Consider the following 12,359-nt stretch of genomic DNA (forward strand, 5'->3'; position numbering starts at 1 on the left):
AATGACAGATATAAAAAGGTAAAGATTATGATCATGCAAAAAGACGCACTCAATAATGTGAATATCAGCGAAGAGCTGGTTTTAATTACTCCAGAAGAGTTAAAACAAAAATACCCATTGAGTCGCAATGATCTGCATGCCATTGCTCAGTCACGTCAAACAATTTCTGAAATTGTCCAACGTCGTGATCCTCGCTTACTCGTGGTATGTGGGCCTTGTTCCATTCATGATGTCGATGTTGCGTTAGATTACGCAAAACGCCTGAAAGTCTTAGCGTCTGAATTAAGTGATAGTCTGTATATTGTGATGCGTGTCTACTTTGAAAAACCTCGTACAACTGTTGGTTGGAAAGGTTTAATCAGCGATCCATTTATGGATGGTAGCTTTGAGATGGAAAAAGGGTTACATATTGCCCGTAAGCTATTGACTGAGCTTGTACAATTAGGTTTGCCTTTGGCGACTGAAGCGTTAGATCCTAACAATCCACAATACTTAGGTGATTTATTTAGTTGGTCTGCAATTGGAGCCAGAACAACAGAATCTCAGACTCACCGTGAAATGGCATCAGGGCTTTCAATGCCAGTTGGATTTAAAAACGGAACAGATGGTAATTTAGATACTGCGATTAACGCGATGAAAGCGGCTTCTATGCCACACCGGTTTATGGGAATTAATCAATCAGGGCAGGTTTGTTTATTGCAAACACAAGGTAACCCTGATGGTCATGTTATTTTACGTGGTGGCAAAACACCAAACTACCATGAAGAAGATGTTGCTCAATGTGAAGCTCAAATGGTAAAAGCAGGATTAAAACCATCATTAATGATTGATTGCAGCCATGGTAATTCTAATAAAGATTTCCGTCGTCAAACGGCGGTGGTTGATTCTGTGATTGAGCAAATTAATAAAGGTAATGAATCTATTACTGGCATTATGTTAGAAAGCCATATTAATGAAGGCAATCAATCGTCAGAGCAATCTCGTAGTGAAATGAAATACGGTGTCTCAGTAACAGATGCGTGTATTAGTTGGGAAACAACGGAGTCAGTGTTAAGAAATTTACATGCTCAACTTTCCCCGATTTTGGTTCAGCGTGAAGCTCAGTTAAAAAAAGTTAGTTAATCATAAAGAAAAAAGAGGCAAGCATAGATGGCTGAAGAATTACAAGGTTTGCGTGAGCAAATTGATCAGGTAGATAAATCACTGCTTTCTTTACTCGCAAAAAGAATGCAGTTGGTAGCTGAAGTGGGAGAAGTTAAAAACCGTCATGGCTTACCGATTTATGCACCTGATAGAGAAGCCGCTATGCTTGCTTCTCGTCGTAATGATGCACAAATGATGGGGATTTCCCCAGATTTGATTGAAGATGTGTTACGCCGAGTAATGCGAGAGTCCTATACTAAAGAGAATGACAAGGGATTTAAAACTCTTAACCCTCAACTTGGTAAAATCGTTATTGTGGGAGGAAATGGGAAAATGGGTAAACTATTTTCTCGTTTGTTTACACTTTCTGGCTATCAAGTTGAAAGTTTAGAAGCTGATGAATGGCAAACTAAGTCACCTGCTATTTTTGATAATGCGGGTATGGTGATTATTAGTGTGCCAATTCATTTAACTGTTGAGGTTATCGAAAAACTTCCTGCTTTACCTAAAGATTGTTTACTTGTTGATTTAGCTTCTATTAAGAAAGCCCCTTTAGAGGCGATGTTAAAGGCACATAGTGGGCCAGTTTTAGGTCTTCACCCAATGTTTGGCCCTGATGTGCCCAGTTTGGCAAAACAGGTCGTGGCTTATTGTGAAGGACGAAATCATCAAGAATTTGAATGGCTGTTAGAGCAATTAATGGTATGGGGAGCAAAAATTGAGGCGATTACGCCAGAAGAGCATGATAAAAACATGAGTTTTATTCAAGCACTTCGACATTTTACTACCTTTGCTTACGGTCAGCATTTAGCAAAAGAAAAAGTTGATTTAGCCAGTTTACTACGGCTCTCATCTCCTATTTATCGCTTAGAATTGGCAATGATAGGACGACTGTTTGCTCAAGATCCTCAACTCTATGCTGATATTATTTTATCATCACAAGAGAATATTGAACTAATTCGTAGATATCATCGTTCTCTAGGTCAAGCTATCGATTTATTAGATATAAATGCAAAGAGTGAGTTTGTTCATTCATTTAATAACGTGAGTGATTGGTTTGGCGATTATGCTTCTCAATTTATGAAAGAGAGTGGTGTATTATTACAAAAGGCTAATGATAGCCGAATTTAGACTAATGACAGAATAAAAAATAAAAAGCCGAACGACATATTCAATCGTTCGGCTTTTTATTTGCTAATGATTCAACTAAATAACAATTGAATATTACCAGACATCACAAGGTGGCCAAACACAGATCTCAGGATCTTGGGGGGCGGTATTACTTTGAGAATATTCAATTTTTGATGTTATATTTTTCTCTCCCTTATCATAAAAATAAGCACTCGCATAACTAGCGAATAAAAATGAGAATATTAAAATATATAATTTATTCATAAGAATTCCTTTAAAAATAAAATGCTTAAAAATTAATAGTCTTTAGGATCTGGGCATGGACTTACTGTACAACGGTTCAAATCCGATTGAGGCGTTAATGAGTAAGTGTGATAACTCTCTTTTAATTTAATTTCATCTACGTTATTAGTAAAAAATAGACTTAAAATCAGTGTGATAAAAGTGTTCATGTTTTTTCCCTGTTATTTAACAATAGATAAAGATCACCTATTTTTACTTAGAAAATAAAAGTAGAAGAATATAAATATACATTTAAAAACAATGAGATAAATATCTTTTTTATTAATAGATTAATGCATATTCTGTTTGTTGTTATTTAATTGTTATCACTGAGTTTAATTTAATAATAATTAATGTTCAACATTGTCTTTTTATTAAAAGTTATTTGTTGATGAGATCTTAAAACTGAATGAAATTAAAAGGTATTATTAAAATTATAACAATGATCAAAAAAATGAATATAACAGTTGTCGTAAATTACATTTTATAAACTATGTTTTTTGCAAGAAATGCTGGAAACTCGACTGTATTATTTTTTATTTATATTCCGATGTGTTTTTCAAGGGGTAATTTATGGATTTTTTAATACAACTCGCCATTATATTAGTATGTCTATTTTATGGAGCTAGGAAGGGAGGAATTGCATTAGGTCTATTAGGTGGTGTAGGTTTGGTTATTTTAGTTTTTGTTTTTAATCTCCCTCCAGGAAAACCACCTGTTGATGTAATGTTAGTTATTATTGCAGTTGTTTCTGCATCAGCAACATTACAAGCATCTGGTGGATTAGATGTTATGTTGCAAATAGCAGAAAAATTATTACGTAAAAATCCAAAATATATTTCTATTGTTGCACCACTCGTAACTTGTACTCTTACAATATTATGTGGTACTGGGCATGTTGTTTATACTATATTGCCAATTATCTATGACGTGTCGATTAAAAATAATATTCGCCCTGAAAGACCAATGGCGGCAAGTACAATCGGCTCTCAAATGGGGATTATTGCCAGCCCAGTGTCTGTTGCCGTTGTTACTTTAGTCGCAATGCTCGGTGATGTGACTTTTAATGGTAAACACCTTGAATTTTTAGATTTATTAGCAATTACTATTCCTTCTACTTTTATCGGTATTTTAGCCATTGGTATCTTTAGCTGGTTTAGAGGAAAAGATTTAGATAAAGACCAGCGCTTCCAAGAATTTGTTTCAGTTCCTGAAAACCATGATTATGTTTATGGTGATACAGCAACACTTCTAGATAAAAAGCTCCCTATGAAAAACTGGGTAGCAATGTGGATTTTCTTAGGTGCAATTGCTGTTGTGGCAATATTAGGTGCTTTCTCTGAAATACGTCCTGTATTTAATGGCAAGCCATTATCTATGGTGCTCGTTATTCAGATGTTTATGTTATTAGCTGGCGCATCAATTATTATTATCTGTAAAACCAACCCTTCTCTTATTTCTAAAAATGAAGTATTTCGTTCAGGGATGATAGCAATTGTTGCCGTGTATGGTATTGCTTGGATGGCAGAAACAATGTTCTCTGCACATATGAAAGAAATAGAAGCTGCATTAGGACAATTAGTACGAGAATATCCTTGGGCTTATGCCGTTGTCTTATTATTGGTATCTAAGTTTGTTAATTCACAAGCAGCGGCTTTAGCCGCAATTGTTCCTTTAGCATTGGGTATTGGTGTTGATCCGGCTTATATTATTGCATCGGCACCTGCTTGTTATGGTTATTATATTCTGCCAACTTATCCTAGTGACTTAGCGGCAATTCAATTTGACCGTTCTGGCACAACTCGAATAGGGCGTTTTGTTATAAATCACAGCTTTATTCTACCGGGATTAATTGGTGTAACTGTTTCCTGTATCTTTGGTTGGGTATTCGCTGCGATGTATGGTTTCTTATAATTAATTCTAAAATAAGAACCAAAAAGAAAAGCCAGATAGCTATATGCTATTTGGCTTTTTTGGGAGCTAGGTTATTTCACTTCAACAGGAACAACATTTTCTGAAGGGTAACAGCCTAGTATTTTTAATGAACGTGTTGTTTGTGATAAATCGTGTAAGGCTTTTTGCATATTGATATCACGCAAATTGGCTTGAACATCAATATAAAACATCTCTTCCCAAGGTGTACCATTAATAGGACGAGATTCGAGTTTTGTCATAATAATGTCGTATTTTTTTAAAATCATTAATGCATCGACTAATGCACCCGCTTGTTGCCCAGTAGCCATTAAGAAGGTTGTTTTAGCGGGTACTTGCTCTGAAACATCAATAGCTTTTCGTGCAATAACAATAAAGCGTGTTACGTTTATTTGCTGATTTGCTAAATTATTAGCTAGAGGTTTTAGACCATAAAGAGAGCCACCGGCTTCACTACCAATTGCCGCAACAAATGGTGATTGTGCAAGAGCTACTTTTTCCATTGCAGCCGCTGTACTTTCACAATATTCAATTTTCCAGTTTGGATACTGATTTAAATAATGGCTGCATTGTTGGAAGGGTTGAGGATGACTATAAATAGTTTGCAACTCTTCTGTACTGCTATCAACACTTGTTAAAAGCGCATGATTAATAGGGATGCGAATTTCTCCAACAATAGAGATTGATGTTGTTTGCAGTAAATCGTAAACATCATTAATTGCCCCCGAACTGGTATTTTCAATTGGCAGCAAACCGTAATCAGCTTGACCAGTATCAACAAGTGTAAAAATGTCGTCAAATTTCTGGCAAGTGCAATCAACGAAGCTATCAAAATGGCGGGCAGCATATTGACGAGCAGCAATATGTGAATAAGAGCCTTTAGGCCCTAAATAAGCAATTCGGGCTGATTCATTAGGCGTTGCATTAAGATGTTGTTGTAGAATGGCTTGTTGCGTTAAGACAGAGTCTTCGATGATCATTTGAAAAATACGGCTAATATAAAAACCATCTAGTCCAACGTTTTTTCCTTTCTCAATTAATAAATCAAGTAATTCACGCTCACGATTTTTATCTCTAATAGGGCGATGTGTATTCAATTTAAATTGAGCAACATCAGCAGATAATTGGCGTCTGTTTGCTAACAATGTTAGTAACTCTGAATCTAACATTGTGATCTTATCTCTGATTGCTGATAAATCGAGTTTTTCCATGTTTAAGCCCTATACCGTTATGTCATGCCATCATAAATAAAAAAGCCTCCAATTTTGGAGGCTATTGTCGTTCTTACTTTTCTTTCTGAAATGACAAAGCCTCTTAATGAAAGAGTAGAAAGAAAAAGAAGAAAGGCAAATGTGAATGTTTTTTCATTATATTGATTGGTAAATTATTTAACATATCGCTATCAAACATGATGATGTGAATAGAGTCAAGAAAAATACAATAAAAAGCGCATCACGAGGATGCGCAGAGGCGTTTTGAGTCAGTGATTTATTCTAATTTTTAATCTTGCTTTACTATTTACATTTCATCGACAAGTAAATTCTCTTCTTTCAGGCTGTTATCAGCCCGACGAGATTCGTTTTTATGCTGAACTTTGTTTAATTGACGTTCAAGTTTTGCGAGTAATTCATTAATTGCAACATACATATCAGTGTGTTGTGCATTAGCGACCAATTGCCCATTTGGTGTATGAATGCTGGCATCAACACTAAAGCCTTTAGGATCTTTCGTAAGAATAATATGAGGATTGATTAAATTCACCTGCCATTTATTGAGTTTAGTTAGACGGCTTTCAATGTGTTCACGTAGTGCTGGGGTAATTTCCATTTGTTTGCTAGTAATATTTATAATCATATAGTTACCTCTTTATTACTCCGTCTTCGATAACTTCAGAATATCGTGATACACAATTTAAAACATGATCAAAATCACTTTTTGTTAGATGTATGTGTAACTAGTAATAGAAACGTGACAAATGATAAATAGCTGAAAAAGACCGCTTGTTAAGTTGCATTTATTCAGTCATATTAGGAAGGTTGGGCTGATGAAAAGTAAAGACAATTTAGCTAGAAAAGAATAAAAAAACAGCAGCGATAAGCTGCTGTTTTTGATGGTGATGTTTTTGTTAGTCTGGATTGGCTGCAATTAGTGAAGCTACTTTTTCTGCTTCTTGCGTCAGACCTAATTCTTTATAAGCGTTTTCCATATAGACAAGCGCGTCACGAGTAGCTTGTGTGTCAGGATAATCGCGCATCATTTGCTCTACTCTATTAATAACCGCGACATAAGCCCCTCGTTTAGTATAGAATTTCGCAACAGAAAGCTCATACTTCGCTAAACGGTTTTTAAGAAAGACTAGGCGTTTGGTTGCATCGGCGACATAAAGGCTGTCTGGATAGTAACGAACTAATTGACTAAAATCTTTAAATGCCACGATGGCATGTTGAGGATCACGGTCTGAACGATCAATACCAAAGAATCCTTGTAATGCACTATCATCTAATGCTTGAGCTGTTAAGCCTCGCATATAAAGAACATAGTCGATATTAGGATGGGTTGGGTTTAATCGCATAAAACGGTCGATTGCAGAAATCGCCATTGGTAGTTCCGCTGATTTATAATAAGCATAAATCAGATCGAGTTGAACTTGTTGCGAGTAAGGGCCAAAAGGATAGCGATTATCGAGAGACTCTAATTGTTTGATAGCCGCTCCATAATTGCCATCTAGCAATTTTTCCTGACTGGTTGAGTAAAGCTCAGAAGGCGACATATCGGCAGTAGCGTCTTTGTCTGAACTCGAACAGCCAGCTAGTAACAGGCTTACAGTGGCCGCTGCCACCAGGTATTTAATGCGTCTCATCACGTATTGATTATCCTCTGAATAGGTTTGGGGAGTCTCTCCGTGAAGCTCCCCTGAAATCGGTTACACTATAACTCATTTTAAATGAAACGGCTGTGCCGTCAAAACACTAACTTAATTAATAGAAAATTATTTATGTCTCAACAAATACGACTTAATGCTACAGTCGCAGATTCACAGCTGGGTCAACGCTTAGATCAGGCTTTGGCCGAAATGTTCCCTGATTATTCAAGATCTCGTATAAAAGAGTGGATCTTAGACAATAGAGTGCAGGTTAACGATAAAATCATCAATAAGCCAAAAGAAAAAATGCTTGGCGGTGAAAAAATTGAAGTCGATGCCTTAATTGAAGAGGAAGTTCGCTGGGAGCCTCAGAATATTCCGTTAAATATCGTTTATGAAGATGACGATATTTTAGTTATCAATAAGCCAAGAGATCTCGTTGTACATCCTGGTGCGGGTAATCCTGATGGCACCGTATTAAATGCATTACTTTATCGCTATCCAGAGATTGCTAATGTACCTCGTGCGGGTATTGTCCATCGATTGGATAAAGATACAACAGGTTTAATGGTTGTTGCAAAAACAGTTCCTGCTCAAACGCATTTAGTTGAAGCTTTACAACGTCGTGAAATCACGCGTGAGTATGAAGCGGTTGCAACCGGAAGAATGACGGCGGGAGGATTAGTGAATGAACCTATTTCTCGACATCCAACTAAACGGACACATATGGCTGTGCACCCAATGGGTAAACCAGCAGTAACACATTATCGTGTTATGGAGCATTTCCGTGCTCATACACGTTTGCGTTTACGTTTAGAAACCGGTCGTACTCACCAAATTCGTGTTCATATGGCTCATATTCACCATGCTTTAATCGGTGATCAGCTTTATGCAGGAAGACCTCGTCCTTTAAAAGGGGCTTCAGATGAATTACGTGAAACGTTACGCTTATTTGATAGACAAGCGCTACATGCAACGATGCTACGTCTTTATCATCCAATAACAGGTATTGAAATGGAATGGCATGCGCCATTGCCTGATGATATGGTTAAGCTTATCGATGTGCTAAAAGCTGACGTTGAACAGTTTAAAGATGAAATGGATTGGTAAATGACTTCATTGATTTTTCCAGATTGGCCACAACCTGAAAATATTGGGTCTTGCAGTACCTTGAGAGAAGGTGGGATTAGTCTACCGCCTTATAACAGCCTCAATTTAGGTACTCATGTTGGTGATAAATTGTCTGATGTTGAAGAAAATAGACGCAGACTTTGCCAGCAAGCTCAATTGCCTGAAATGCCACTATGGCTTGAACAAGTTCATGGCACCCATATTGTTACGCTAAATACTGAGAAAAATAATGAAATACAAGGTGATGCCCTTTACACCTCTACCGTGAAAAAAGTTTGCGCAATTATGACGGCAGATTGTTTGCCAGTCCTTTTTACAACTGTTGATGGAACAGAAGTTGGCGCCGCTCATGGTGGATGGCGAGGGCTTTGCCATGGTGTATTACAGAATACACTTGCGCAGTTTAAAGCACCTAAAGATCAAATTATGGCATGGTTAGGGCCCGCAATTGGACCAACTGCTTTTGAGGTTGGTGCAGAAGTCCGTTTGGCGTTTATAGAGAAAAATATTGCCTTTGAATCTGCATTTATTCCCCATAATGGTAAATATTTAGCTAATATTTATATGTTAGCGAGAATAATCTTACAGGAAAGTGGAGTAACTCAGATTTATGGTGGCGATTTTTGTACTGTAACTGATCCATCGCGCTTCTTTTCTTATAGACGAGAGCATGTAACTGGGCGAATGGCATCATTAATCTGGATTAAATAAACTTTCTCTCAACGTTTTTTCTCACTTATCTCAAATATTGATGAATATTTTTGCTCAAAATTTTTATTTTGAGCTTGAATATTGTCAAAATGACCTCATCTATTCTCCAGTTACGAATTTTACTTTAAATTTTACTTGGAGGTGTTATGCGTCTGGATAAATTAACCAACAAATTCCAGCAAGCTCTCGCAGACGCCCAGTCATTGGCACTTGGGAACGATAATCAATTTATAGAACCCATACATTTACTGAGTGCGTTATTTAATCAACAAGGTGGCTCAATTCGCCCTCTATTAACATCCGTAGGTGTTAATGCATCGCAATTTAATGAGCGAATTAATGATGCTTTGTCTCGATTACCTAAAGTCGAAGGTGCTGGTGGAGAGGTTCATCCCTCAAATGATTTAATTAAGCACCTTAACTTGTGCGATAAATTGGCACAGAAAAAAGGTGACGAATTTATTTCGTCAGAGCTCTTTCTTTTAGCTGCTATAGAAACCGGTGGGCAAGTTGCTGATATGCTAAAAGCAGCCGGAGCGAATAAAGCAAGTCTTGAGATAGCGATTGAAAAAATACGTGGTGGAGAAACAGTGAACGATCAAAATGCAGAAGACCAACGTCAGGCATTGAAAAAATATACTGTGGATTTAACGGAAAGAGCAGAACAAGGCAAACTCGATCCTGTTATTGGTCGTGATGAAGAAATAAGAAGAACCATTCAAGTTCTACAACGCCGTACTAAAAACAACCCTGTGCTTATTGGTGAACCGGGGGTAGGTAAAACGGCCATTGTTGAAGGTTTGGCTCAACGTATTGTTAATGGTGAAGTCCCTGAAGGTTTAAAGAATAAGCGTGTACTTTCTTTAGATATGGGCTCGTTATTAGCAGGTGCTAAATACCGTGGTGAATTTGAAGAACGTTTAAAAGCTGTTTTAAATGATTTATCTAAACAGGAAGGCAGTGTCATTCTGTTTATTGATGAATTACATACGATGGTTGGCGCAGGTAAAGCTGACGGTGCTATGGATGCGGGAAATATGTTAAAGCCTGCATTAGCTCGTGGTGAATTACACTGTGTGGGTGCAACAACACTTGATGAATATCGTCAATATATTGAAAAAGATGCGGCATTAGAGCGTCGTTTCCAAAAAGTGTATGTGGCTGAGCCAACTGTAGAAGATACTATTGCTATTTTACGTGGTCTGAAAGAACGTTATGAACTTCATCATCATGTTCAAATTACAGATCCTGCGATTGTTGCGGCTGCGACTTTATCTCATCGTTATATCTCTGACCGTATGTTACCAGATAAGGCGATTGACTTAATTGATGAAGCGGGCGCAAGCCTACGTATGCAGATGGATTCAAAACCAGAAGCATTAGATAGACTTGATAGACGTATTATTCAGCTGAAACTTGAACAACAAGCACTGCAAAAAGAGTCTGATGATGCAAGTAAAAAACGTTTAGAGATGCTAAATGAAGAACTTGCGGAAAAAGAGAAAGAGTATTCTGCTTTAGAAGAAGAGTGGAAAGCAGAAAAAGCAGAGCTTACTGGCACTCAACATATTAAATCTGAATTAGAGCAGGCTCGTATTGCATTAGAACAAGCTCGCCGTAGCGGTGATTTGGCGAAAATGTCAGAGATCCAATATGGACAAATCCCGACGTTAGAAAAACAGCTTGCTGAAGCTAATAAAGCTGAAGATAAACATATGAAGCTGTTACGTAATAAAGTCACTGATGCTGAAATTGCTGAAATCTTGGCTCGTTGGACAGGTATTCCTGTATCTAGAATGCTAGAAGGGGAACGTGAAAAACTGCTAAGAATGGAACAAGAGCTACATAGACGTGTTATTGGTCAAGCTGAGGCTGTGAGTGCAGTATCTAATGCTATTCGTCGTAGCCGTGCTGGATTATCTGATCCTAATCGTCCAATTGGTTCGTTCTTATTCTTAGGACCTACTGGGGTAGGTAAGACTGAGTTGTGTAAAGCATTAGCGAACTTCTTGTTTGATAGTGATGATGCAATGGTTCGTATCGATATGTCTGAATTTATGGAAAAACACTCCGTTTCTCGTTTAGTGGGTGCACCTCCAGGATATGTTGGTTACGAAGAAGGTGGATATTTAACAGAAGCCGTTCGCCGTCGCCCTTATTCAGTCATTTTATTAGATGAAGTTGAAAAAGCGCATCCAGACGTATTCAATATCTTATTACAAGTATTGGATGATGGTCGTTTAACGGATGGACAAGGCAGAACAGTCGATTTTCGTAATACAGTTGTGATTATGACATCGAACTTGGGGTCTGATTTAATTCAAGAACGCTTCGGGACAATTGATTATCCTGAAATGAAAAACATTGTGATGGATGTTGTTGGCCATCATTTCAGACCAGAGTTTATCAACCGTATTGATGAAGTTGTGGTATTCCACCCATTAGGTAAAGAAAACATTGCAGCGATTGCACAAATTCAATTGCGTCGTTTATACCAGCGTTTAGAAGAGCGTGGTTATCACGTTACTATCACTGGGGCTGCATTAGAGAAATTGAGCGAAGTTGGATTCGATCCAATTTATGGTGCTCGTCCATTAAAACGGGCTATCCAGCAAGAGGTTGAAAATCCATTAGCTCAAGATATCTTGTCTGGCAAATTATTACCGGGCAAAGAGATTATCTTAGATTTAGATGACAATAAGATAATCGCGAAGCAGTAATAGATAACACTAAACCAAAAAGAGGCTTATATAAGCCTCTTTTTTTATACTTTGTGTTTTTATTGAGTAAGGGGGATGGGGATATTTAAATATGATTTATATTATTTGAAACTTTTTTCGACAGTAAATGTCTATAAATTACACTGAATATATCGATTTGATTATTAAGTGTGCTATCGGAAAAAAAATTGAAATAAACACTTGCGCTAATCCGAGATCTCCCTATAATGCGCATCCACTGACCGGCGATGAGCAAACAACAAGCCACGCAGGACGGTGAAGAGAAAAGAAAAAAGTTTGAAAAAACTCTTGACTCTTCAGAGGAATAACGTAATATACGCCTCCTCGCAACAACGCAGAAGACCGGAAACGGCAGCGAATGTTGCACTGCTCTTTAACAAATTATCAGACAATCTGTGTGGGCACTCGCAGAGACGATATCTTCT

The 12,359-nt window shown here is 37.5% G+C and carries 11 protein-coding genes and 1 other annotated feature; of the genes, 6 read left to right on the plus strand and 5 right to left on the minus strand.

Annotation, left to right across the window (positions count from 1 at the left end; translation table 11 throughout):
• Nucleotides 1-27 precede the first annotated feature (27 nt).
• Nucleotides 28-1,122, plus strand: a complete 1,095-nt coding sequence (locus tag F1325_RS04680) for a 3-deoxy-7-phosphoheptulonate synthase (RefSeq protein WP_109374396.1) — start codon at nucleotides 28-30, stop codon at nucleotides 1,120-1,122.
• A 27-nt stretch (nucleotides 1,123-1,149) separates the two neighbouring features.
• Nucleotides 1,150-2,274 (plus strand): bifunctional chorismate mutase/prephenate dehydrogenase, encoded by a 1,125-nt coding sequence (tyrA, locus tag F1325_RS04685; protein WP_109374395.1) that lies wholly within the window; start codon nucleotides 1,150-1,152, stop codon nucleotides 2,272-2,274.
• Between the two features lie 93 nt (nucleotides 2,275-2,367).
• On the opposite strand, the gene F1325_RS04690 is transcribed toward tyrA, so the two are convergent.
• Nucleotides 2,368-2,538 carry a hypothetical protein gene (locus F1325_RS04690; RefSeq protein WP_160230054.1) on the minus strand — a complete coding sequence of 57 codons (171 nt, stop codon included), beginning with the start codon at nucleotides 2,536-2,538 and terminating at the stop codon, nucleotides 2,368-2,370.
• A 32-nt stretch (nucleotides 2,539-2,570) separates the two neighbouring features.
• Nucleotides 2,571-2,726, minus strand: a complete 156-nt coding sequence (locus F1325_RS19115) for a hypothetical protein (RefSeq protein ID WP_167392503.1) — start codon at nucleotides 2,724-2,726, stop codon at nucleotides 2,571-2,573.
• Nucleotides 2,727-3,129: 403 nt separating this feature from the next.
• Here F1325_RS19115 and F1325_RS04695 point away from each other — a divergent pair, with 403 nt between their 5' ends.
• The gene (locus F1325_RS04695) at nucleotides 3,130-4,470 is read left to right on the plus strand and encodes an anaerobic C4-dicarboxylate transporter (protein WP_109374394.1); all 1,341 of its coding nucleotides are present in this window, start codon (nucleotides 3,130-3,132) and stop codon (nucleotides 4,468-4,470) included.
• Nucleotides 4,471-4,541: 71 nt separating this feature from the next.
• Here F1325_RS04695 and pheA read toward each other — a convergent pair whose 3' ends face one another.
• The 3 genes from pheA to bamD form a co-directional block, all read right to left on the minus strand.
• A complete protein-coding gene (pheA, locus tag F1325_RS04700; protein WP_109374393.1) occupies nucleotides 4,542-5,699 on the minus strand; it encodes a bifunctional chorismate mutase/prephenate dehydratase in 1,158 nt (385 codons plus the stop codon).
• A gap of 35 nt (nucleotides 5,700-5,734) precedes the next feature.
• Nucleotides 5,735-5,852 (minus strand) — a sequence feature (Phe leader region).
• A gap of 154 nt (nucleotides 5,853-6,006) precedes the next feature.
• On the minus strand, nucleotides 6,007-6,342 hold the full coding sequence (gene raiA, locus F1325_RS04705; RefSeq protein WP_109374392.1) for a ribosome-associated translation inhibitor RaiA: 336 nt from the start codon (nucleotides 6,340-6,342) through the stop codon (nucleotides 6,007-6,009).
• 271 nt (nucleotides 6,343-6,613) lie between these two features.
• A complete protein-coding gene (gene bamD, locus F1325_RS04710; protein ID WP_109374391.1) occupies nucleotides 6,614-7,348 on the minus strand; it encodes an outer membrane protein assembly factor BamD in 735 nt (244 codons plus the stop codon).
• A gap of 135 nt (nucleotides 7,349-7,483) precedes the next feature.
• On the opposite strand from bamD, the gene rluD reads away from it, so the two are divergent.
• The 3 genes from rluD (at nucleotide 7,484) to clpB (ending at nucleotide 11,913) form a co-directional block, all read left to right on the plus strand.
• A complete protein-coding gene (gene rluD / locus F1325_RS04715) occupies nucleotides 7,484-8,461 on the plus strand; it encodes a 23S rRNA pseudouridine(1911/1915/1917) synthase RluD (protein ID WP_075672439.1) in 978 nt (325 codons plus the stop codon).
• Complete coding sequence (gene yfiH / locus F1325_RS04720; protein ID WP_160230055.1) at nucleotides 8,462-9,193, plus strand: purine nucleoside phosphorylase YfiH; 732 nt, start codon at nucleotides 8,462-8,464, stop codon at nucleotides 9,191-9,193.
• Between the two features lie 146 nt (nucleotides 9,194-9,339).
• Nucleotides 9,340-11,913 carry an ATP-dependent chaperone ClpB gene (clpB, locus tag F1325_RS04725; protein WP_109374389.1) on the plus strand — a complete coding sequence of 858 codons (2,574 nt, stop codon included), beginning with the start codon at nucleotides 9,340-9,342 and terminating at the stop codon, nucleotides 11,911-11,913.
• The last annotated feature ends 446 nt before the right edge of the window (nucleotides 11,914-12,359 follow it).

The organism is Proteus columbae (assembly GCF_009914335.1).
Taxonomy (GTDB): Bacteria; Pseudomonadota; Gammaproteobacteria; order Enterobacterales; family Enterobacteriaceae; genus Proteus.